Genomic DNA, 24142 nt, shown 5'->3' on the forward strand with positions numbered 1-24142 from the left:
GGATTATAGGTAAAGCCAAAAAATGACCTTACCTATGAGTAATTAGTAAATACCTAAGCGTTTACCTTTTTTGAATGAACGTAAACGCTTGTTGATTGCATTCGCAGTAAAAGCATGAAGTCGAGCTTTTTTCATTCCAGCTTTTTGTGCTGAAGTTAAACGGACCTTTTGACCAGGTAATCGTTTATTCACAACGGTTTTGACACCTTGACGAATAGCCAGCACACCACGGTAGTGAATTTTTCGCCCATTTACTTTCCGTTGGCTAAATGCTCCATTTCGAGCTTTAATTTTTTTAGCCATTGAATCGAAACCTTCTTCAGTTTCATCTGCTTCACCGAAAATAAACTCACGAACCAGTTCTTCAAGTTCAGGGCCTTCGTCTGGCATATTAGCAAGAACAGTATTGGCTGCTGCTTCTAACGCCGCATCAGCAACTTCTGTATCATCACTAAAGATCTCTTCAATATCAGTAGCGTCAACGCCAAATGTTAAGAAAGCATCGGAAAGAGAAGCCATTAAAGCGTTTTCATAGATGCCGTCTTCATCATCTGCACCATCTAATGCATCGACAATTAATGCGTCTAAATGATCAACGCCCAGTTCACCTTCTTCAAGCTTTCCTTCACTGATTGTATCTACCGTATCGGATAGAATGTTCAGAGCAATTTGTCGTACTTGTTCAATCACAGATTGCTGTTCTCGATCAGTACTTGAAACCTTACTCACAACGGTAGAAATATTCTCCGCTGCTGAATCAAAAGCACGTAAAGTTAATGGTTTTTCAGTAGTCGGTCCGAATGGATTCATCTTGATAGATCCTTAAAATTATTTAACTAAAACGTCGTCATCAAAAATTGCAGCACGAGTTGTACCAACAACTCCATGGGCTAAATAGAGTCGTACACGCTCATATGGATAGTCTTTGTCAGGTATTAAACTGAACTCAAAAGGTTTACCCCCTAGATCTTCAGCCGGTTGTAACCAACCGGTTGTTTCACTAGAAGCGCCCTCTAAAAACTCTTGAATGTCATCACCAGCTTTTTTGATATAGTCCGGTGTAGCTTGGAACATATAAGTCCGCAGGATCTCGATACATTTATTCGTAACCCGAGCCGAAATCTCCGCAGCGGGAACTAAACGCAAAGCACTATTTTTGCTTTGGTATTGCGTAAGCACATCACTTAATACAAATAATGTAGTTTCAAACTTAACTGGGCGAACTACATTTACTTTAGCCTTAGCCAACATTTCTTGAGTCTGTTCATCTTCAAGATCAATATTCGGCATCTGGCTTAAATTTTTTGCTGTAAATGGATAATCTTTCCAAGCTACTGCATTTTTTAACGGCGCAAATCCTTGTTTATTTAACTTTGCATTACGTAATAATTTATCGCCGATGTAATGGCCCAAATAATAAGCTGGTACCTTACGACCTCTTAGCGTGACAGCATCCGTTGGGCGGCAAAGGTTCGGGCTCCAAATGAATTGAACAAACTGTGATTGCGCATCTACGCTAGTCGCAAATTGAGCTGCTTGCTCAGCTGTAAAAGTTGGATTGATTTCAGCATCCAAAGGAATACGTAGCTTTGTAGCTGCACGTTGTGCCGCAACATAAATTGATAAATCATGAGGATTTGGTAAAGTCAGATATGCTGGTGTACTTAATTGACTCGTCAGAATCTTATATAGTTCATCTGGATTAAATGATGGTAACGATTCATCTTCCAATGCCAATGTTTTTGAAGCACGACCTAAGCTATTTGATTCGTTATAAGCATTTGATTTGAGGATTGCTTGTAACGCATCATTACCTAACGATAAATCAAAACGCTCAAAATATTCTTTTGCATCAGCTACAGCGACAATAGAAGCAGAATTTTCAATGTCTCCATCTACTAATCCCTGAACAGTAACAATTTGATCACCTGTTACCGCATCACGTATTTCCAAACGCATAGAAATATCTGCAGGACCGCGTGGGCTAGTTACTTTCGCAAAAAAGGCCACATTGATTTCTGCATTTGCAAGATAACTGTGAGTATCAAATTCTAATTTGAGTGATGGGCTGGCCCCTGCTACAAGGGATAGCTCACCTGAACTCGACAGAGCAAGTATATTCATTACATTACACGCCCAAGGCTATTTGTTTTAAGTATTTTGAGCCGTGGTTGTTTTTGATTTTCTGGCTAGTTCCAATGTAAAAAAACCACTCGAAAGTGGTTTTTAATTTCCTAAATTTTATAACCCGTTAGTAGGTTCTGTAGGTTCTTCTGCCTCAGTAGGTACAATTTGAAGTACATTACCTTTCAAGCCATTAATTTGATCTAGGTTATCTAGCAATTGTTTATGAGCTTCATCACCGATCAAAGTGAATGTTACCTTTTGATCAGCTTGTACCAAAACTTGCGTAAATGGTTCGGTAATGTCACTTAAACCGTTATTTTGAAGAGTAATACTTCGTTCAGTTGGTTTATCACCTACAGCTTCCAGAATTGGATTCGTGCCATCAATAATAAAAATAGTCATCTTGTTACTCAACAGTTAGATTCTTACCAAGCCCCTTCAACTGACGTAAATTTTCCAGTACTTGATGTTTAAATGTTTGGTTATGACACGTAATACTTGCTGTTTTACCTGCCTCAATAGCAACACGTGATAACGGTTCTAAAACAGTTGAAAATCCGTTATTAGTCACATTAATAACTAGAGGATCTACATTACTAATGGTAGAACCATATAGATTTTCCACAATTTGATGTTCGGCCATGGGAATATCAGTTTGTTGTGCCTTATTTGATGATTCAGTTGAATTTCCATTATCTTTAGTACTGGAATCTTCATTATCTGAATCGCCATTTTTCAAATTAGTAGGTTTCTTACCTTCATCTTGGGAAGCGCCGTCTTCAGGACCTTGGCTATTTAACAAATCACCTTGGTCTGAAGCTTTTTCATCACCAGCTTGGGTATTCTGTGTTTCTGTAGTTTTATTGGTTTTATTACGTGTGTTTTTTGGTTTATTAGTCGCTTGTTCGTCAGTTGAAGCTAAAGTTTCGTCAGTGTTTTGTGTTGCTGCAGCCATGAGATTTTCCTTTCAATAAATAAGGGAAAAGGCGCATCGAAATGCGCCTTAATTTGTATTACTTACGATTTTTTAAGAGATGGCATATTGATGCAGTGAATGACATAGCTTTGGTCAGCGTATCGATCCAATGGGTTCATTTCTGCAGCTTGAGAGCCAATTAAAGTAAGTACTGATTCACGTGCATCTGGACGTGTTTCAATAACTGAGAGTGGGGTTTGAATAAACCCAACAAACGGCGCTCGAATTGGCTCATTCCCACGACCAACTAAAAGCATATCAAATGCTGTATCTGCTTCAGCTACAAGCTCTTGTGCTGACGGTGCGTGGTAAACGTTTGTACCATCTGCAAGTTTACCAATACGAACAATTTGCCCATATCCAGCAGAGTACCCAGTTTTTGTCGGCATCTTATCGCTAGATAGTTGGTTAAAGAATACTGCACCACTATCCCCAACATACAAATCGTAAGCAACAGTAGAGCCACCGGTACGCTGATTAATATCCATTTTTGCAGCAGAAATAAACTTCATTACTTCGCCAAACAGATCGCCAGTGGTATTAAACGCTGCTGCTAATTTACCAGTCACACCACGAGAAGCATCAAAAGTAATTTCATGGCCTGAGTATTCAGCCAAATCTTTTGCTTCACCTAAAAGACGGACCGTTTGTTCCAAGAAAACTTTACCCTGAATAATTGCCAAAGCTTGACCTAAGAAGCCGAGTTTGAGTTCATTATTCAACTGAGTCTGCAATAAAGTTGCTGCGGTAACCTGTGCCATAATTGGTGAAGACACCAAATTTTCATATTCAGGTTCAAAATCAACACCTACAGGCGTCATTAAGAAGTTACCGTTACCATCACGCGCATCAAAATCAGCTACGAGATGAACTTCAACTTTAGCACCAGCTGGTAAAGCTTCATTTAAGGTCACGCTAATTTTGCTAGCAGAAAGGTCAATTTCACTACCAACAACGCGATACTCTACGCCGTTTACAATTACGTTTTTTTCAGCAATAGCTGAAATCTTGCCTGAAAATTTTGATTTACTGCGGTTTCGAGTATGCGCAACTTCTTTACCGTTGATTTTGATTGAAACATTACCAGCAATAAACGGCAGTAACTTCGCATTTACATCTGGCGTTTTTGCCTTGAAATCTTCATAGCCAGTTCGTGCTACCACTGAGTAGGTTGTACCTGCACCACCATTTGACAATGCAAAACGTAAACGGCCCTCTACATAAGGCTTTGAGGCATTTGCACCGTCTAAGTATTCTGATTTCTTCATTGCACCAAAATCACGATTGGTGACAAAACGAATAGATACTAACGGTACTTCATTTGAACCATTAGAGTTTGGAATCATTGCAACAATTGGCGTTGCATAAGCGATAACGTTTGCAATAGTTGCTACAGTAATCGCTGGGACGATACTTACAGATTCATGATGCTGGTGATTTACATCATCAAATCCAGATTCATTAATACTGTCATAATAGCTAATGGTATCAGTAGGCAAAGAACCAGCTTGTTTAGCACCACTTAAACCAGCAGTTAACGCAGCTGCAATGATTGAAGGATGGGGTAAATCACCGCCATGGCGTGCTTGATATTGTGATACCCCAAACATCACAGCTTTATCAACTTCTGGCGCATATTCGATGCCAATTGAATCAAAAATTGCTTTTAATACTTCTGGGTACTCTTCTGCCGCTGTTTGTGCACTGTCAAACCCATTTTCAAGCTCATCAGGACTTTTGAAATAGTAATTTCGGCACTGAGCTGTAGCAATTTGTTGAGACTCATACTTTTTACGAATTTCGTCTGATAACACAGTCATTTTAAACCAGCCTTTGGCTTTCTATGTAAGATGCAGAAAGTCTGACATGGCGTATTTTTACTAAAGCTGGTCGGTTCCAAACATGAAAAAGTCCCCAAAATTGAGGACAAAGAAAATGTAGCTAAAGGACCATCTCAGCCCTTTATTTATATTGCTATCCACTTACACCACTTGAAACATAAATCTCCACATTATCACCACCTTTAACTTTATAACGGAGCTTATCCCAACAATGCTGTCTAAACGGTTCTGTATCGTGTGCAGCAGCTGTTAAAGTTAGAATAGGCACCCAGTGAGAATCGTTTTGCGGATCTGCATATGGAACATTGCTTCCGAAAAACTCTACTTCTGCCCCGTTCCCGATTACCTGGTAATTGAAAATTGCAGAAGTACATTGTTCAGCTATTTCAATGTCGCCAGTCTTTTTACCTTTTTCATTGAAAATTAAATAGCTCATTTGGTTTCTCCATCACCTATAGGTGAAATAAACAAATCATCTCTACGGTTTAAAACATACTTACTGCCAAAATCAGCCATGAGGCTAAAACCAGTAATATTTACAATTTCAAACCACAACATTAGATTTTCATAAATCATTAAACCTAAAAGATCCCCTTCTTTAAGAATCAAATCGGGAATGTTGATTATCCTTTCCAATACATCTTCCAACTCATCATTAAATGGCTCTACTTGAGCAGTTAGCACCAAATCTGAGGGGTTATTCATTGAGAAGTTCTTTTGAATATAACCACCATTAAATTTATCTAAATGAACATAAGCAGCGCCTTTATATTCATACTTGTAGTTAGGTTCATCTTGAATCGATAAAGTATTTGCTTCAAAAGAAAGAGGATCTACAGGTTTTGAATCTTCAGCTGGATTATTGAAAATCACTTCTTTACGCCAAACTTGAGCTGGAATACTAGCAAGTGCATTCATAACAACACGTCTCGCTGCTAAACGGCGTCCATTGGCAACTTGATTTACCGATCTATTTAGCATTTTTACCTAAACCCTTCATGAAGACATTTAACATGTCTTGATCAATAGCACCTGACTTATGCAAAGCTTGAATTCTTTCAACTTGACTTGCTTTAACTGTTTCTAATTCAAAACGTTTAAGAGTTTTCAATTCGTTGTCTAAGAGCTTTTTCGCAACTTTATCTGCTCTACGCATCATTTCTTTTTCGGCTTTTTGAATATTGGCTTTGATGGGCTTAACAGAACCGTTAATTACATCTTTTACTTGTTCGTTAATAGAATTCTTTATCTGCCTATCGGTTTGCTTATATCGAGCGCCAACTTGTTTCTGACGGTCTTTTTCTACTTCTTTTTTAAGATATGCGATGCCTGATGGTGAGCCAATCCACTTAACAACACGCAATACATGCTTACAAGCCACACCAGACAAATGAGGGTTACGAATTTTCGGGAAACCACCCTCATCCCGTCCTAAGTTGTAGCCGCCTATAGTTGCCATATAGCGGTACCAGAACGTATGACGCTCGCAATCACACTGAAATTTGATTTTGCCTTTAGACAAGCGGTTTTTAACAGTCGTTAATGCTTGTTTATCGATATCAAAAACAACTGATTTAAAGTTTGAAAATTCAATCTCAACATGATGATTTAAAACTTTACTATTTGGACCAGCATTCGTAAGTAAGTGTACTAAACCAGCTTTTCTGCTGACTGGTACCACCAAATAGATTTGCTCATTTGCCCGGTCAATATCGTCTTGTCGGCTTAAGTTAATGATGTTTTGAGGGGTAATACCCTTACTATACTGATCTTTTAATAGTTGAATGTTTTCCTGAAATGCCAAGATATCATCACGGGTAATACGCCGTGGTACTTCTCCATTTCGCTGACCTAATGTTGTAAAAAGTACTCTCTCTACATCATATTTTTCGCCTTGTGCAATATCTTGTGGCCGCAAGAACATAGGCTTAGGGATCTTTCGTCCCCAATCATCATATTCAATTTCTTTTTCGGCAAATGCCCGCTGTTCTCTATCAGCACGCTGGCGGCTCTGTTGATCTCTGCGAACTCCACCATTTTGCAAAGATTGATTTAATTGCAGCTGGGCACGGCGTAAATCATCTGGCTTGAATGCTGACATATTAATTATCCTGCAAGTATTCTTTTTGAAGTCTTAAAAGATCAACGAGCCTTGGAAATGCTACCTTTTGTAGAGGTAACTTTTCCCAAACGCCATTCGCTTCACAAGCCACAAGTACTGCGTCAATATGATTTCTTGAACCATATAATTTCAAACTCAACAATGATGGATCTAGGGATTCATCCTCTTTAATCTCCCATACAATTAAATTCTGAATATTATTTTGTTGAAGATTCCGGTGAATTAAGTCTCTAATAGCATTTCGATAATCATTTCTCATACTGTTTCACCTATTTAAGCTTTAACAGTACTTACACGAGCAAAACCACCAATACCTGCTTTACCAGTATTACCATTACTTTCGGTTGCAAGACCAGGTTCACCAACAATGAGTGTCATATATTGAATTTTTTCACTGATATTAGAATATCTACAAACCAATAATCCGCCACTAGCACCGCCGCCACCTAAACCCCAACCAAGATCACCGACTCCATTTGCGCCATCTCCACCTGCACCCCAATTACCCTCAGGACTTACTGAAGAACCGCCTACATGATTAGTTTGATTTGCAGCTATACCTGCATTACCAAGTTTTCTAGAAATCTCAGTTATGTTTGAATTTATAGTGATTGCCGTAGGTAACCCACCAGCACCATTTGAAAAATAACTACCGTTAGACCATTGCCCACTAGTACCACCTTTACCACCCCCCACTAATGCTAAATCAAGTTCATTTAAACGTAAGCGAGTATCACCACCATCTGTACCATGGGCCATTCTTCCAGCTTCCCAAATACTGCCACCGCCGCCGCCACCAGCACCTACTAAAATGAATTCTTTTTGCTCTTTTGGTTGGATTGGAATGATATAAACACCAGGTACTGTGTAATCGCCATTACCATCATTAAGTGTTTCTGCAGCAACTTGAATTACAGACCAACTTACAATTCCAGAATACCCAATTCGGTTTTGCCCAGAACGATTCCAAACTTCATAATCAAATGACTTTTCAGAACGCGTTATTGTCCACGCTTCATGCGTGCTTTCAGGTGTTAAATGGATAGCATATTTTGAGTCACGTAAGTCAGTTACCTTTCCACCCAAATCAATAGTAGCTTTAGACCCAATGTTTACCCCTGCTCCCAATAATTTCGGATATTGAGAATCTAAATATTTTTTTAAATCCGTTAGCTGCTGACCTAAATTTTGGGATGAAGTATCTAATCCATTAATTTGGCGCTGTAAATCATCATCTTTTTCTTTTACGTCTTTTCTAAAAGCATATTGTGAATGTGGATCATTATGATTTAAGTGTTCTTTGATTATTTTCTGTATTAACGCCCCGTATTGCGGGTGTGGATCCTCATCTGCACTATGCTGGTTCATCAACATCACTGCAATTGGAGTATTTGGATCAATTTTTATAGTTACATTTTTCAAATTAACGTCAGTTAAAACAAATCCAAAAGTAACGATAGCAACCACGTTTGCATGCAGTGACATGATTGATTGAACTTCTGTAGTTGACGCTACTGCAAGTAAAGTGCCGTCTGATAGGTAAATACCCATCTCAAACACTTCCATTGTTAAAGTGGGCTCAATACTCATTACAAAACGCAAAGTACCCGTTTCTGTATCTACACCACCACCGTTAAGAGAAAATCTAGCTAATTCATTTTTAAGAGAAGTTAGGTTTTTCGCTTCCACTGATGCATCAAATTTGCCGGTACCAACAGCAAGATGGGTAAGCTCCCCCCCAAAGCTAGCAACATCGCCCACTTTATTTAATGCATTCCGACCTGCGTCAGTTAAAAAGAAGTTAATAGCCATAACCACCCACTCATATGATTTATTGATCTATGGTAGTTATGAAGAATAGGTATTTAAGTGGGCAGTTCCATATAACTAATCATTTTCTTTTTCAGCTGCTTCTCTTAAAGCACTGAATCTTGATTTACGTTCAGCTTGTTCACGGCCTTCCGGTGTATCGTCAGTGACATTTACAGTTTCGTAAGCTTCAGTGTAGTGAACGTTTTCTAAGAATAAGAAAGCAAAAGCATCACCAATATCCGGTGATTTAATTCCCATACGTTTCATTTCGTCTTTGCTCAAGATTTTATAACGAGCAAAGTCATCGAACCGGTATGGAACGTGGATTAATTGGTCTTTAATTTTAACATTGTGTTTCTTCGTTTTTATTTTAAAACGTCCATTTGCGATTGCTCGAGCTAAGCCCACATAAGCTAATGAACGTTTATTCGTAAACTCTTTTCTATTGTCATTACTAAAACATTGTGAGCCCCAATAAACAGGAACGTAGAAAATACCTTGCTTTTTAAGATACTGGCCTAAACCTTTACCTGCCCCGTTGTCATCTACAACCAAGTTAGCATTTGGGTACTGTAAAAGTAGCTCATTAATCTTTGCAAATAGTTCTAAGATATCATCTCTGTTTTTGCATAATGGAATATCTACAACTTCTACACGGCGTGCACGCTCCCCCCATTGCGATTCACCCCAAACTTTAGATACAACAATTACTGAATCGTCACGACCAACACCACCACCAACGTCAACCGTAATGACATAACCGAATTGATGGTCATCAAAAATACTCGCGCCAACATACATTTCTTCTGTTTGACGTTTGGTAATTAAGAACTCATCCGATAAGTCTGGGAATTCACCTAGAACACGGATCTTGTACTGAGCGTCTTCACGGCTTCCATACTTTTGCCGTTGTTCTTCTAAAGATTGCTTACTAACTAATGGTGACTCTTCCCCGTTAAATGTGAGAGCAATCCAAACACCACCAGCTCGATGACTTAACTTGTGATGAGTCTCATAGAACATACCCGCATTACGGGTAGGTTGCGACGTCATTACGGCTCGGTTGTCTTCGTGAGTTAATGCACCAAACGCTACATCCAGTACAGCATCATCTACACCGCTGGCCTCATCGACCCAGACCATGTAGTTATCGCCGTGGTTACCAGCCAAGTTTGTAGGTTGATGTTTTGGTGCTGTCTTAGCAAAGACATACCATTTTTCTTTGTAGCCTTTAATGTAAACGAGTTCAGACTGGTACCCGACATAATCAGCAAGCCAAGCCAAAGGCCCTTGCTTCAATCGTGCTAGATTGATACTGATTTCTTTCCAGACTTGTTTCTTTAACTGCCCGATCTGGGGGGCAGTAAACATCATGATTGATTCATCAAAAAACAAGAGATGCCATAAGGCAACAATACCGGCACTGGCCGTTTTACCAGTGTTATGTAGTACTAAGTCATCTTCACCTAAGAAAAATGGATCTGGATCGAGTACAAAACCGTAATATTTACCTTCACCCAGCTCGGCAACGGATGTGATTTTTAAAGGCTCATGTTCCCCATCAACAAGCCTATATGATGCAAACTGTTCTCTATTTTCTGGCTTTAGGTTCATGTATTGAGAAACAAGCAATTCAATCTTGTCGCCCTTTGACCAGCCGTTACCATCGTATAAAGAGATTAAGCAAAGGATATGCGATTTATTGAATGTATGAGTTTTGCCATTCTCATATTCAAACCGGTACATATCCTGATAACCAGTTACTGTTTTAATTACATCTAGTTCAGTCTTACCATCTGCAGCAAGGATCTTGTGATTTAGGTTAATGCGCTCAACTGGGATAAATTCCCCATTGGCTAATTTGATTAAAGTCCCTTTTCCAAAACAACCGTGACCTGAAGCTACGGATGTACGACTACCATCAAATGCAATAGATTCAAATAGTAATTCTTGTTGCCATGTGGGTTCGACACCTAATGCTTCTACGGCGAAAGCATAGATGTCGTATCGATAACGCTCACAAAGTTCCCACCATTCGGGAATTTCTTTTAACGGTGCCAAAGCCATACCGTAAAAACACCATTAATTAAAAGATTGAAAAAGGAAGCATTGTTGGATCTACAGCATCTTCTTCAAACTGATTCCCTTCAGTAATTGAAAAGCCTTTTGCAATTTTTGTACTAGCCCAAACAGCTAACAGGATTGCAATGTGGCCGTTGTTTAAGCTGCTGCTATCAAATTCCTGCTGAAGGCCGTTTTTATCGACTTTACGGATTTCAAGTACGTTCTTAGGGTTGTACTGGTTTAACTTCGGCTCAATTTCAATTAATTTTGCTCTGTAACGAGCTTGATAAATTGAAATCACTTCCTCTAAGTGGTCTTTAGCATTGAAACTTAATTGCCAATTCTGTACTTGGTCCGGTGAGTCAGTTACTACAACCGTTTGATCTCTTAAATCACTTGGTACGGGTAAATTTGAATAAACGGCTGTTTTTTGAATAACAAGCTCACCAGTATCCGCAAATGCGGCTCCAATGAGACGAATCGGTTGATCAGAAAACCCAGCAACACGACTGTCAATACGAATAATTCCAGACATTACTTGTATCCTTAGCGCCGTTTGCGTTCTAACTTGGTTTGGCATTCAATGCAGAATTTCACGCCACCTAAAGAACGGCGGCGCTCTGGTATTTCTTCACCACATTCAACACATTCTTTTTCAGATTCGCCGTCAAAACGGCATCGATTTGCAATTTCTTGCTGCAATAAATAATCAGCACTTTCTTGTGCCTTATCGATTAAGTCAGTCATCTATACGCTCAACTGTAATTTCACCTGTTTCTCTGTCACCCTTCACACGTTGATGGTCGAGTGGCGTGTACTGATCAGCTTGCACTACAACTTTGTCGTTGATTGCGGGCTGTTCCGTTGCTGAGCCGTCAGGTTCATACCCATTACCCGTGTTTTGATCGAAAGGACCACCGAAACCGATAACGTTAGGTATGTAACCCACAAGCTGAATATCTACAGTTGAGATAGAAAGATTGACTGCTTCGCTAGGTACGGGTGATGGAAAAAGTTCATTTTCAAATACAGTGAATGTTGAATTAACAACATGATCATTCCATTGCTGAAATGGCACATTAAAACGGCGGTTATCACTGCTAGACATGTACGCGCAAAATTGCCCAATGACTGAACGCAGATCGTTAGGATTGGTGGCAAAGAATGCGATTTGAGCTCTTACAGTTGTTGGTACTAGACGAACTTTTACCCGCTTCTCATCAATGACCGTTTCAACAAAATCTGGTACTGGTAGTAATTGATTTACATCTGGGGGTTGGTCTGTTAACGCTGTTGCAGTAAGCATGATTGGTAATTGAACTTTTGAGTTATCACCATGTGTTTGGCTTTTTCTGTATTCAGAAAGCATTGCTTCTGAGTCGTCCATCATCCTTGAAGGGCATGCTTTTATAGCGTTGCCAATAGCTCTCATTTTCCAGTCAGCTGTTAATTGTGTCTCTGGCGTATACCAAGCGCGAAAATTAACTAACTGCTTATACCAAGCGTTTTGAATGCTTTTAAGTGAATCATTGGGGTAATTCATTATTACCCCCATACACTAAAGATATTGCCAAAAGACTTTTTCGGCTTTTTAGCTTTTTCTTTTACACTTGGCTGATCCATGGATTGCAGAATTTGTTCAGCATGTTGTTGAACTGAATCAAAGCTCTTCACAGGATTTACCAAACCTGTATAGAGTTCTTTTTTACGTTCTTCCCTAAGTTGTTGCAGGCGTTTCTGTTTATCAACTTTTTCTGATAGTTCACCTACTAACCCTTGAGCATTTCCTAACTCATTTAAAAGATGAAGTTGGCTATTGATATTGTCGTAGGTCTGTAAGATTTGATCTTCAAGTAATTGGGCAATAATAATTTCGGGTTGTGATAACTGTGATATATCTGTTGCACTATCAAAGCAAGAAACAACACCTTCTGGCTCTTCAGGAACAAATAAACCATCAAATAACTGACCATCACCAACATTACTTGCATAGTTAGGCTGAGATACATAGTCAAAACCAAAAAAACCAGTAGGAATAAGACGTCCACCAATTCTCTTGTAGTTAACTGCAGTACTGAATCCACCAGCTTGTGCAGCATATTGTCTTAATGCAAGCTCACCAGGTTCATTGTCAAAAAATTCTTCTTGATGCTCTACAGTCCCATCTTGAGTAGCACGTAAATGGATTGTTTTCAGCGCTGGCGCTAGATATACCAATTTACCTTTAATAGGAACAGTTTCAGGCGGCACCATACCATAGCGCTGTCGAATTTGATGACCGTAAAATCCTTGTAATGAATTAGTAGCAACCATTTCTTGTACATGGTCACTGTTGATCAAGTTGACCATTGCATCAACATCGACATTACTTCGATCAACACCGGTATATTTACGGCATCGGTCATGTAAGTTGTAAGATAGAACTTTTGTCTTTCTATTTTTGCTAGCCATAAAAAAGCCCCAATGCTGTGATTGAGGCTATTGTTTCAGTTGTTCTACAGTTGAAATTTAATCAGTTCCAAATCAAATCTTTTGATCAAACTCAATCAATTCCAATAGCTTGTCATGCTGTTTATCTTCAATGGTTGCATCAAAGATGTATCCACTTTTAAGTGAGATAAAAACGTCATAAAAGCTTTCACTAACCATGCCGCCTCTATGTTCACTTTGGGAGACTTGCAAACAATCCATTTGAGATAAGTCAATTAATTGAGAGCAACCACGCTTTCGACAAAAAATACTTAAACGCATACATCACCCCATTACTTAACAAGTGTGCCTTCAACACCACGAGCACGGCGCTCAGCTGTACGTTTATTAAATTCTTCTAGCGCACTTTCCATATAAATAATGGCTTGTTTGTTGAACTCACTCGGAAATTTTTCATCCAAGGTTTTAGTACGGTGAATAAGTACTTTTAACAATGCTTCACTAGTAACCCCATTCACCCCATGTCCTGGAATTGGGCCATCCTGAAAATGAATACTGATTTCAAAATCTTTTGCATTTTGGTTTTCAGGATTTGCTGAAATCTTATAGTAATGGCCCTGAGCATATTCCGTGATGCCTTCAACCACTTCCCCTTTAATAACTTTATCAATTTCTTGTGGTTCTAATTCATGGCTTGCATATCCTAAGAAATGATCAATTAATAAGTTTTCTCCCTGACCATTGATAGGTTCTGCGATTCCTACTAAAACATTGTCTTGAGCTTGTTGCATATAAAAAAGTCCTGAACTAATGAACAGGACTATGAAATCATTTTGTATTTGAGCGCTAACTCAACAGTTCCAATTGAATTAAAGGAAGTTATAGACTGCATAAGGCTTAGCTGCTATTGCCGCTGCAAAGCTTGTGGTGCCTAAATCTCTATCAAATGCCATTGAGTGGACTTTAACGACAATATTGGCTGGTACTAAACGGCGTAATATCGGTGACAGCTCTACCACTTCATTTGCATCAACAGTTTTATCTAAAACAATTCTAATCCGACTTGTTAAGAAGTAATTTGGCTTTTCAAAATCAGACAAATAGGCTGGATATTCTTTTAGCTTTTCCAAGCTGTGCCATAGCCGGATAATCTGAAAATGATCTTTCCCCCACAACATTCGTAAAACAAACTCTAAAAACGCTAATCCTCTTTTATTACCCATGCTGCTCCAATTGGCATAGATAATTCGCATTAACGTGTCAGAGGTGTTATTTCGGCGTAATACAACAAGTCCGTTTTGTTTAGAGAACCGTTCTACAACTGTTTTACTACCGATATGAGGACAACCGTAATCCAATAAATCTTGAATGGACTGCTCAAAGTTTTGTGCAAATACTTGTTTAAATGCTTTAGCAAGTGCGGTTTGCAAGCCCGTACTCACATAGTGTTCATCGATAGGCCGAGTAAAGCTTATAGGGTCCATGTAGCCCCCGAAATATCAGCGGTGCGTTCCAACTCAACAGTAATGCTGTCTTTTGTCACATACACCCACTCATTAGGCTTATTCAACTCATTTGAAAGCATAATGGTAAAGTCACTCATCCGGTCTTGGAAAGCCACAATATTGTCATTAATCAGCTTCCCCATTTCTTGCGTATTAAAGCCATTAACCAGCCAACGACTTGAGCTCAATGATTCACGCCCGTATCGTTCTACAAGTAATTCTTTGATCTGTGTCTTAACCATATCTGTGTTATGTACAGAAGCCAAAGAGCCTTTAATTTTTACTTCAATTGGCTTTTCTACAGCTTCATGTACATTCACTTTACCTTCATACAAGTTATCGCAATAACCAATATACCGACAGATATCTTGTTCTAACGTTGCTTGTTCAGCTGGGTTCTTGGCAACCACCACAAGGTTTAAATGATTAATGTCGCGGTATGTAATGGCAAAGTGTTGCTCTTGCAAAGTTTCATTCCAAACAGAAATAAACTGTGCCCGTTTCATGAATTTTTTACGGACCGCATAGTCAAAGTTACCCAGAAATACAGCATCTTCATCGTAAAGCGATGGATAGCTTGATAATAAACGTAATTCAGATATAGCTAACGGATCTACGCCCTCTCTAATCACTCCACCAGCTTTAAAACGCACTGATATGCGTTGTTCATCATTAGAAAGTACATCAAGTAAAGCCGCATCTTTTAAACGATTAACATCAACTTCCCCGTATGTCTCAAGAATTCCAATTATTACCGTTTCATTGGCTTGCAGAGTACGACCAGCTCTCTCAGAATCGCCAAACTCAATAAACAATCTTCTTAGATTATCTGTAGTAACAGTTACAGCATATTCACCTGGTTCAACATTCATCCAGCGCGGCTTAATTACATAGTTATTATTGCCCTGCTTAATCGAAATATTTGCAAGTGAAAGGTCCTCTAAAAGGTCTATTCGATATTTATGGAACCCTTCAGTAACTGGTACAACATATTTAATTTCACGGTATTCACTTTGTTCGGCTATTACTTCCGCCGTTTCACCAGCTTTAACAGTAATGGATTGAAGCAACCGCCACACTCTACCGCCACTATGGTCCTCAATCATTCGCCCTTGACTTAAGCTCACAGCATTTGTTGACCGGTTGATAATTTCAACTAAGTGCTGACACGGCGTACCTATTGGCAAAATGCCTTTATTTGTAGCATCCGCAATAATTGAGCGGTCACGTGTTTTGGTAAATGGTTCAATAGAAGCAATATCGATTTCTGGACCAAATGCAGTCAAAAAACTAGCCATAGAACGCAGCTGGTGAACGACAAGTGGATCTTGAGCTTTATAGCGTTCCTGAATCTCATAATCATCTATCGCTGCTTGGAGCTGGGCTTCAAAATCAGCTTGCGTTAATGTCATATGTCTCACCTGTTACTGATTTACCCAATCGGTCTGCTACTTGGTTAAGATCTATATTCACATTCATGATGCTTAAATGAATATGAACCGTCTCAAATCCTTCGGTTTGTGAATACAGTGCTAATTGGTCAGAGTTAAGCTCAGATAATATTGGTAGATCCTTTTTCATCTTAATGAGAAAACTATCTGCCACCCTCGAGTCTAAAGGTGCCATTAGCAAATCATAAAGAGGTGCACCAAAGTCAGAACCATACTTCCCATTGACCGGATGATTAAGCCAGTACTCAACCATGTCTAAAATTGTTTTAGATGTGATCATTAAGAAGTTGCTCTATTACTGAAAATCATCAAAAGCTTTACTAGTATTGCGGTGCCAATCTGATAAGTTGAAAAAATGGTGAAATAGATTATGAATATCCATAATGAAACGCTTAATGCATCAAAATATGAAGCAACGTTATAGATTCTCCAATCAACAAGAATAATAGTGATCAATACACATGCCATACTTATGAAATACATATATCTGATTTCTTTAAATAAGAGGCTTATAGGCACATGACGGAATTGTTTAATATACGCAGCTTTATTCTTGCTATTCCATCCTGTAACAACGGAAAGATAAGCTAAAAATGCAAGAATTAAGACAATATCAATACCGATTTGAATTTGCATAAAAAACACCCTTAATAAGAACTGTATTAAGGGTATTGCTTTTGTATATATGTAAGCGTGAATGGTTCCATATTTGAAATTAAGAAATGCATGGATTATTATATATACAAAGCCCGCTCCACTTATGACACGAGAACGTATAGGGTCATAAGTGTAGGTTAGAAGATGTCGCAACCCATCTCTAACTACCGGGCTTTTTTTAATGCACTTCAAAAGCTGTAAGCAGCCATGCATTACTACCTTCTCGCTTAATCAATGACGCTTCATGCGAATTAAATAAAATATTTATTCTTGTAGATAATCCACGTTCTGTACGCCGTTGTGTACTACCTTGAGCGATTGTTTGCACAATAGTATCCACAAGCATATGCACAACTTCATCATATGTCATGCCATCACTTTCCATACGGCGCTTGATAATATGCTTAATGCCCTGTTTATCACTGCCATACTCAAAATCCACCCAGCCTAGATCATTACGATACATAGCTCTATGCACTGTGGTTTTTTCCATAATGGCTTTGTTCATTGCAGCTTTACCACGTGTGATATTTGCTGTAACTGATTTGATTGGACTCGCACTATCAAATTCAGGCTTTCCCAGTTCGGATTGACCAGCCTCCGAACTTATACCAAGTTGTTGCTTAGCATGTTCAATTTGTTCCTTCAGTTGGTCACGCTGAGCGGTTTGTTTTGCTAAATCTTCATCTAGCTTTTGTTCTTGTTCTTGTACTTCTTTAATTTTCTGATCTACAGAAGTACGGCGCGGCGGCAAACTGACTTTATCCCGTTTATTTTGTTCTTGAATCTTTGATTGTGCTTCACGGATAAGTTTAGCTACACAACTCACGGCGTTTTCAAATGTTGGCTTATAGTCATCACTAAAATCTCCTGATAGCACAATTACTTTGTCGTTCAGTTCGGCCTTGACCACATCTGCTAAAGCACGAACATAAAGTGTTAGCGTAGCGCCACCTGAAAAGAAAAATGCAACTGGTAAAACGCTAACACCAGCAACACGCTTAATTTTGCGAAATTCTGGTGTAACAATCGTTTGGCCTGTTGCTTTTTCTAAAGCCGATTGGATCTTTTTAATGTATGGAGTAGAAGCTGTTACAGCTGCAAGATTAAGACTGCCCATGAAAAATAACCTCATATCAATGAGGTTATTTTGAAATCTATTGGATGTACAATTTGTGCAAGGTTCCAATTTTTAGAACCCTAAAACGAGGAAAACACCCCGCAGGGTGCTTTCAAATAAGACTTATTGGATTATCAGCGAGAAATTTATTACTGATATCTTATTCAATAAGATTAGCTATGTACCTATAATATTAATTACTGCACCACTTGTCAAATTTGTGCAACAGTGAAATTACTAAAAACCTCTAGAAATAACTATTCCACCATGTTGGTGCTTAATTTCTATTAAGCATGAAATTTTCAAAAGACGACGGAACTCTCTCTTAGCCCTTGATAATGGCAGTTCTCTCATATAGGAATAATTTTTATATATTTCGATAGTTGATTCTTGGCAGAACCAATCAAAATGTCTTTTATAACTTGATGATAAATAGTCATCCCTTCTATCTTTTGATATCCAACCTATTAACCGGCATAAACGATGATTCAAGGTCAACATTCTTGAAATGCTTTCACTTGGGGTAGTAGCAGATTCATAGATCACTACTTTTGATTTTTCATGAAGAATCTCAGTAAATTTCCATAATGGCTCGTGGTGAGCAATACGATTTCTTAAAGATAGAACCTGTCTTAACCGAATAATCAAATCGTCTATAGCATTTGTATCCCAATAACTTTTATTTACAGCAAAATGATCTTTAAAACCCTTAAAGAAAACTTCAGGCCAATCAATAGAAGGATGTAATTCAATAAGTTTAATCCAAAAACCAAATGTCTGATTTGCTATAACTTTACCTGGAGTTGGAATGTTTTGTGTTTTAGGAACTAAAGTCGTAATTCCATTAACCTTCTTTTTCCTATGAGTCATTTTTTTTAATATTTTTTGAGTTTCCAAGTTTAGTATATTTTGGTCCATAAGGTACATGTACCAATCATTATCATGTATGTGTCCTTGATTTTTATGCGAAAAATAAAGATACGATAATTCTTTATGTACCATATTACGAAATGCAACTTCAAAAATACTTAACAACTTAAAAAAAGCAGTTGAGAGCGCATCATTCCAAAGGTATACACCTATGCACTCCTCATTATTTTTTAAATTAAAATATAATTTATAACTCTTTAATCGATCAGAAGATAACAAGTCTACGGTATTAGAAATATTGCTAGACTTCATTTTCTCCGAAATCCTATGAATAAATTATTAAATTAACCTACTAATTATATATTAATTAAAGGAATAACTCTATTAACTTGTTCAGTTCTATTATTTTCGCTTTCTCTTTTCAAACGTCCTTCTCAACCATTCCTCTCGATCTTCAACATTCTCAATATTTTTAAGTTTGCGCCAAAATTCACTAATAGCCTTTGAAAATTTAACAACGTCATCATCCGTAATATTAAATGTAGGTTCATATATAAAGTAAGGCAACGGATTATTTTCCATACCATGATAATTTTCTTTTAAATAAAATGGGTACTTGTTACACAGCTCTCTATATGAGCTTCCATTTCCATGCTTAAAAACATTAACAATTACTCTACAAGCATCAAAATCTTTAAAAAACTCTTGTTTTTCGATATCGAATTCATCAGTTTTAAAAAGCATAAATAATTTGTTAACTGGCAGAGTCCAAATTTCATTTCTGACTTGATGAGTACATCCCCACCATCTGGATTGATTATGTAGGAATGAACGAAACTGTTTTTCCCATCTATGATACATTCCCGCAATAACTGAAAATCTGACATTCTGTTGAAGATCACTTAGATTTTGATAAAAGATAATACTTGCATCATATGAATCATAATATAATGAAGAGGAATCATATGGATCTTTATTGAAGTAATGGCTCTCTTTTTCAATCCGCCATTTTTCTTCATATTCATCAGCTTCTTGAGAGATGTTATCAAATTGATTCAAAAGCTTGAGCTGACATTGTTCTAAGTAAAAGTCATTTATTTCTATTAAGTTTTTTCTTAGTTGATCGTACAATTCAATAAGCATCAAATTTCCCCATTATTAAAAATATTTACAACTCATAAAGGAACAACAAGGGAATGAATAATTCAATCCCTTTAATATTCTCTACAAATATTGAATTTATAAGCAACCAGGTTCGTTACCTGATCTACACTCTTGCATATCTTGTAGTTCTTTAATTCTATTTTCTGTCTTTTCCACTAAACATGCATTATGAACAAATGGATATAAAGAGCCCTTTAAAACAGGTGAAGATTGAAATTGGCAATCTTTTTCTTTGTATTGAATCCAAGCTCTTTGAGCCTCTTTTAATTGAAGTTTCTCTGTTGGGTTAAGCTCTTTCATATAATTTGCATAAACGGAATTAATTTTCTGATTTGCAGAATTCAAAACATTTGATGAGCAAGTATTTAAAGCCGATTGATTTGGCAAATTTGAGCATTTATCTATACCAGCAAAAGTAACTGAACAAGTAATCGTGCTCATAATTAAAAAAGTAATTCTCATGAATTTATACATCTAATTGCTCCACTCTTAATTTATTTATATCTATCTTTAGTACATGGTAGCCAATTCAAATCATTTCCTGCAGCATTCTCGTTTTCAGAGCCCCAACACCATCCGCCATTTTTAATATCTACATATAAAGTATCTCTAGCTTCACAACTTTCAATAGTTTCGGGGTCATCACCCGATCCACCACGGCATGAATCATTGAGCTTTTCATATTGGAGAATTTTGTTTTGTATGATTTTAGGAATTTCAGAAGATTGCTTTTTCAAATAGTCGTTAATACCTTGTATTGATAGTTCGCCTGCTTGATAAAAATGAACATATATAATTGGTAACTCTTCAATTTGATTAGTTGTAGGGTTGGTATAAGTAAAAACGTCTGACGGCGCAACAGTGCCCTTAAATGCAATTATGTCGCCTTCTATAACCCTTGCTTGTACATTTGGCTCAAAAACTAAAACAACTAAATTACCGTCAAAATTAGCTTTATTTGCCAGAACCCCATATAAACCAGCTTTTTGATTTATTATTGGCCTTGAGGATGCCAAAGCCAAAGTATAATTATCAACCTTCTGAATTGATTCGATACTCGCAGCTCCTATTAATTTTGTGCCTACATCATAATCATGAAATCTAATTCCTCTATAGGTTTTGTCATCATTTATTAAAATACTTTGATTCAAAAAATCAGATTCATTTAAAGATGTAAAATCATAAGTTGCTTCCGCTTTAACGGGTTCTTGCATTGCTGAGTTAGATCCTTCAGCTGGTTGCTCATTATTTTTATTACAACCAGCTAATGCAAGCATAGTAATTAATACCGTTAAATTTAAAGCTCTAAGAGTCATTAATAAACTAACCTTCTAAGTTTCCCATTCCTATCCCACCAGTTAAAGCATGTGCTAGGAATCTATCATTTACATTCTGACTGATATTACCATTATTACCATTAACAACAACGACTTCCTGAGGATTTGGAGTATTAAGTGGCTGTTTAAAAGCTGGTACTTTTGTTATAGGAGTACTTTTTAGACTAGTGCCACTTGAGCTAAGATCCCTTTTTGAAGTTGGTATATGTGGAGTTTTAGAGCTTAAAACGCCTGAGAGTTTTCTACTTGTTTGGTTATAGATATTCCCTTGCTTTGGCTCAATGCCAGAAGCACTCTTCACTGTTTTAGCTTCTACATCTTTTAATGTTTTAGAGTTATCTTGCTTATCTGTAAGTAGAGATCTTTTGCCTGCATCAACATGGATATTTTGTGCCATTGCTGAACGTTTCATAGCTTCAGCTTCAACTGCTGCAGGTCGTTCATAATATCGGGAGACAATAGCACCGGCTTGATTAGCGGATTTAGATTGTCTTAACTTTTTACCTGCAGATGATTCATTGTTATTTAATTCCCAGTTCACAAAAGCTAATTGTTCTTGATATGAGGATTGACGAATATCTTTACCAAACTTTTGTTTAAATTTTGCTTGTCTATCAGGATGCCATTGACCAATTCCAAAAGCTTTACCATTATCACCAATAGCAGTATGTTTAAAGCCACTTTCTGCTTCAAGATTCGCAACTATTCCAGCAGCTTGCTCTGGTGTCCAATTTCCTCCTTCCTTGCTTGTGAAAAACTTTAATGCCTCATCTCTAGCAGCTGATCGATTAACTGGTTGTGCAATTGTAGCGCCATATTGAGCTACACCAGCATTAGCTCCAAAACCCGGCTTATAAACTCCTTGCCCAATGCCCCATGTGGGAACGCCGTCATGAAATGGATTAAAGCGATTAAATTTATCCTTAATGAAATCTAAGGTATCACTAGCAGTATCTTTAACACCGTCTACAACTTTTGATGCTGTACCTTTTGTCAGTTCAAAAGCATTGGTTGCATAGTTAACAAACCCTTTCCAAGCAGTATTAATAATGCCTGGTACATCTGCAGCAATTAATGAATCTGTCCACTCTTTAAAATACGGAGCAACTACGGTACCTAGCTTATTCCCAATCCAAGAACCAGCCATACCACCAATTAATGTTCCAACTGGACCAAATAGAGATCCGACTGTACCACCAATTACTCCACCCGCAAGACTACCAACAGTACCGCCTTTTTCTTGTGTACTTTGTTCATTCCAATCTAATAATGATGCACCAGCAGCTAGTGCACCTATGACTGGTAAACCACGGCCAAACTTGAGGACTTTTCCAAGACCCTTCCCTAATTTCCCAATACCTTTTCTACCTTTGCCCAGTACTCCACCTAACAGCCCACTGCCAGCAGATAAGACGGTAGTAAGTAGTTTCCCTAGAGAACCAAGCAAACCGCCTTTAGACGCTAAATTATCAGCAATACGCTGCAATAGTTTTATTTGCTTGCGATTATGATTTTCTTGTTCCCGCGGTAAAGGTTCATTCCGTTTTCTACTACTCATGAATCCTGTTAATGGCCGCATAGCTAGACCTGCAGCACGGCGAACTGGTGTAAGTAAGTGTCCGACTTCATTGATTGCATCAACTGTAGGATCTACACCTTGCGGAGAGTTCGGCATTACCCCTTTAATCGCCGTAGTTATCGTTTGGGCAACTTTACGAATTGATGATTGGTTTTGGGGTTCATTAGGGTTTGATACAAAACGGCCCTTTTCGTCACGCTCAGGAACACTAGGATTTACAATTTTTGATAAGTCTTCATGACTATTAATTTCTATTGCAGGCTTTATGCTCTTAGGTTGGTTAATTTTTTTCTTTTCTACTGTCTTAAGATCATCAACTGATTGCTCCAATACACCTGCAAAGTCTTTGACAAGCTTGTCTGCAACAACAAATGCTTGAGTGATTGGATTTGCTTTTTCTTTTAATAAATCTTCAAAATCTAAAGTTTGTCTATTATTGACAGCATTAAGCATCTTTTGAAATTCAGTCAGTTTAGGCTGAGGCTGTGCGAGCTGTACTTTTTGCTCTTCAAAGCTTTGAGTAAGAATATCTATGATCTTCTCAATATTTGAATCAATCGTACTTACTTTTTTTTCAACTCGTTTCATACCAATAATGAAACCAAGTTCATCATAAGATAAAACTGGATTATTGTGATTTGAATCTGTCATAACAAAAATGCCCCATACTGATATAGGGCATTTTGAATCATAATTATTTTTGAATTTTTAAGTGTTCCAACCAAAAATTTAATTAAAACTTAATCTTTAGAAAATAATTATTATGATCCAAAACATCTAATTCAATTTGGTATCCTAGATCGATTAGGGACTGTTGTAACTCATTGACTACTGCCATTGTAGCTCTTGATTTTGATAAGGTGAAAGTCATTTCTTTCTGTCCTTTTGCGGCAAGAGAAGTAATAAATACACCTACTTCTTGTTTCAATTCCTCAAGTGTAGATGGCTGTGCAGATTCTGAGATTTTAGCTGCTTCTGCTGCTGAAATAAGGGTCATAACTTAATACTCTATTTAATTAATGATTTTAAGCACTTTGTAAAATATAAATGCCACATGCATTATAATTAATAGAAAGATAATAATTTC

At 37.7% G+C, this 24142-nt stretch carries 28 protein-coding genes; all 28 read right to left on the reverse strand.

From position 1 onward, the window contains the following. Window positions 1–42 precede the first annotated feature (42 nt). A complete protein-coding gene (locus RFX69_RS03395) occupies window positions 43–810 on the reverse strand; it encodes a hypothetical protein (protein WP_125579126.1) in 768 nt (255 codons plus the stop codon). Window positions 811–828: 18 nt separating this feature from the next. Continuing rightward, window positions 829–2124 carry a hypothetical protein gene (locus tag RFX69_RS03400; RefSeq protein ID WP_151817901.1) on the reverse strand — a complete coding sequence of 432 codons (1296 nt, stop codon included), beginning with the start codon at window positions 2122–2124 and terminating at the stop codon, window positions 829–831. A 117-nt stretch (window positions 2125–2241) separates the two neighbouring features. Beyond that, window positions 2242–2529 carry a hypothetical protein gene (locus RFX69_RS03405; protein WP_151817900.1) on the reverse strand — a complete coding sequence of 96 codons (288 nt, stop codon included), beginning with the start codon at window positions 2527–2529 and terminating at the stop codon, window positions 2242–2244. 4 nt (window positions 2530–2533) lie between these two features. Continuing rightward, window positions 2534–3082, reverse strand: a complete 549-nt coding sequence (locus tag RFX69_RS03410) for a hypothetical protein (RefSeq protein ID WP_151817899.1) — start codon at window positions 3080–3082, stop codon at window positions 2534–2536. A gap of 62 nt (window positions 3083–3144) precedes the next feature. Continuing rightward, window positions 3145–4923, reverse strand: coding sequence for a hypothetical protein (locus tag RFX69_RS03415; protein WP_151817898.1), 1779 nt, complete (start codon window positions 4921–4923; stop codon window positions 3145–3147). 154 nt (window positions 4924–5077) lie between these two features. Then, on the reverse strand, window positions 5078–5380 hold the full coding sequence (locus tag RFX69_RS03420) for a hypothetical protein (protein ID WP_068555819.1): 303 nt from the start codon (window positions 5378–5380) through the stop codon (window positions 5078–5080). Further along, the gene (locus tag RFX69_RS03425) at window positions 5377–5925 is read right to left on the reverse strand and encodes a hypothetical protein (RefSeq protein WP_068555820.1); all 549 of its coding nucleotides are present in this window, start codon (window positions 5923–5925) and stop codon (window positions 5377–5379) included. The genes RFX69_RS03420 and RFX69_RS03425 overlap by 4 nt, the downstream gene beginning before the upstream one ends. Continuing rightward, window positions 5915–7045, reverse strand: a complete 1131-nt coding sequence (locus tag RFX69_RS03430; protein WP_151817896.1) for a hypothetical protein — start codon at window positions 7043–7045, stop codon at window positions 5915–5917. The genes RFX69_RS03425 and RFX69_RS03430 overlap by 11 nt, the downstream gene beginning before the upstream one ends. A gap of 1 nt (window position 7046) precedes the next feature. Continuing rightward, window positions 7047–7325, reverse strand: coding sequence for a hypothetical protein (locus tag RFX69_RS03435; protein ID WP_001243273.1), 279 nt, complete (start codon window positions 7323–7325; stop codon window positions 7047–7049). A gap of 14 nt (window positions 7326–7339) precedes the next feature. Continuing rightward, window positions 7340–8878, reverse strand: a complete 1539-nt coding sequence (locus tag RFX69_RS03440; RefSeq protein WP_000996680.1) for a phage tail protein — start codon at window positions 8876–8878, stop codon at window positions 7340–7342. Between the two features lie 75 nt (window positions 8879–8953). Beyond that, window positions 8954–10945: a hypothetical protein gene (locus RFX69_RS03445; protein WP_001162224.1), complete on the reverse strand. Its 1992-nt coding sequence runs from the start codon at window positions 10943–10945 to the stop codon at window positions 8954–8956. A 19-nt stretch (window positions 10946–10964) separates the two neighbouring features. Continuing rightward, window positions 10965–11477, reverse strand: coding sequence for a hypothetical protein (locus RFX69_RS03450; protein WP_000014219.1), 513 nt, complete (start codon window positions 11475–11477; stop codon window positions 10965–10967). Between the two features lie 11 nt (window positions 11478–11488). Continuing rightward, window positions 11489–11689 (reverse strand): TraR/DksA C4-type zinc finger protein, encoded by a 201-nt coding sequence (locus RFX69_RS03455; RefSeq protein ID WP_000130710.1) that lies wholly within the window; start codon window positions 11687–11689, stop codon window positions 11489–11491. Further along, on the reverse strand, window positions 11682–12485 hold the full coding sequence (locus RFX69_RS03460; RefSeq protein ID WP_001108884.1) for a hypothetical protein: 804 nt from the start codon (window positions 12483–12485) through the stop codon (window positions 11682–11684). Before RFX69_RS03460 ends, RFX69_RS03455 begins: the two co-directional genes overlap by 8 nt. Window positions 12486–12487: 2 nt before the next feature. After that, window positions 12488–13393 (reverse strand): hypothetical protein, encoded by a 906-nt coding sequence (locus RFX69_RS03465; protein ID WP_289333184.1) that lies wholly within the window; start codon window positions 13391–13393, stop codon window positions 12488–12490. Between the two features lie 72 nt (window positions 13394–13465). Further along, a complete protein-coding gene (locus tag RFX69_RS03470) occupies window positions 13466–13693 on the reverse strand; it encodes a hypothetical protein (protein WP_001239775.1) in 228 nt (75 codons plus the stop codon). Between the two features lie 11 nt (window positions 13694–13704). Further along, complete coding sequence (locus tag RFX69_RS03475) at window positions 13705–14163, reverse strand: hypothetical protein (protein WP_006581295.1); 459 nt, start codon at window positions 14161–14163, stop codon at window positions 13705–13707. A gap of 78 nt (window positions 14164–14241) precedes the next feature. Then, complete coding sequence (locus tag RFX69_RS03480) at window positions 14242–14856, reverse strand: hypothetical protein (RefSeq protein WP_000371256.1); 615 nt, start codon at window positions 14854–14856, stop codon at window positions 14242–14244. Further along, window positions 14844–16289 (reverse strand): hypothetical protein, encoded by a 1446-nt coding sequence (locus RFX69_RS03485; RefSeq protein ID WP_004886731.1) that lies wholly within the window; start codon window positions 16287–16289, stop codon window positions 14844–14846. The genes RFX69_RS03480 and RFX69_RS03485 overlap by 13 nt, the downstream gene beginning before the upstream one ends. Next, window positions 16270–16608, reverse strand: coding sequence for a hypothetical protein (locus RFX69_RS03490; RefSeq protein WP_000633139.1), 339 nt, complete (start codon window positions 16606–16608; stop codon window positions 16270–16272). The genes RFX69_RS03485 and RFX69_RS03490 overlap by 20 nt, the downstream gene beginning before the upstream one ends. Continuing rightward, complete coding sequence (locus tag RFX69_RS03495) at window positions 16608–16964, reverse strand: hypothetical protein (RefSeq protein ID WP_001166851.1); 357 nt, start codon at window positions 16962–16964, stop codon at window positions 16608–16610. Before RFX69_RS03495 ends, RFX69_RS03490 begins: the two co-directional genes overlap by 1 nt. Before the next feature lie 199 nt (window positions 16965–17163). Then, the gene (locus tag RFX69_RS03500) at window positions 17164–18105 is read right to left on the reverse strand and encodes a tetratricopeptide repeat protein (protein ID WP_006581298.1); all 942 of its coding nucleotides are present in this window, start codon (window positions 18103–18105) and stop codon (window positions 17164–17166) included. Window positions 18106–18342: 237 nt separating this feature from the next. Then, window positions 18343–19287, reverse strand: a complete 945-nt coding sequence (locus tag RFX69_RS03505) for an Abi family protein (protein WP_000842717.1) — start codon at window positions 19285–19287, stop codon at window positions 18343–18345. Between the two features lie 90 nt (window positions 19288–19377). Further along, window positions 19378–20118: a hypothetical protein gene (locus RFX69_RS03510; RefSeq protein ID WP_009497460.1), complete on the reverse strand. Its 741-nt coding sequence runs from the start codon at window positions 20116–20118 to the stop codon at window positions 19378–19380. A gap of 96 nt (window positions 20119–20214) precedes the next feature. After that, window positions 20215–20613: a lysozyme inhibitor LprI family protein gene (locus RFX69_RS03515; protein ID WP_000276407.1), complete on the reverse strand. Its 399-nt coding sequence runs from the start codon at window positions 20611–20613 to the stop codon at window positions 20215–20217. Window positions 20614–20633: 20 nt separating this feature from the next. Next, window positions 20634–21455, reverse strand: coding sequence for a hypothetical protein (locus RFX69_RS03520; protein WP_006581300.1), 822 nt, complete (start codon window positions 21453–21455; stop codon window positions 20634–20636). A 7-nt stretch (window positions 21456–21462) separates the two neighbouring features. Continuing rightward, window positions 21463–23706, reverse strand: coding sequence for a phage tail tip lysozyme (locus RFX69_RS03525; RefSeq protein ID WP_006581301.1), 2244 nt, complete (start codon window positions 23704–23706; stop codon window positions 21463–21465). Between the two features lie 82 nt (window positions 23707–23788). Continuing rightward, complete coding sequence (locus tag RFX69_RS03530; protein ID WP_000172662.1) at window positions 23789–24052, reverse strand: hypothetical protein; 264 nt, start codon at window positions 24050–24052, stop codon at window positions 23789–23791. Between the last annotated feature and the right edge of the window lie 90 nt (window positions 24053–24142).

The sequence above is a fragment of the Acinetobacter sp. 148 genome, assembly GCF_031196675.1.
GTDB classification, from domain to species: domain Bacteria; phylum Pseudomonadota; class Gammaproteobacteria; order Pseudomonadales; family Moraxellaceae; genus Acinetobacter; species Acinetobacter baumannii.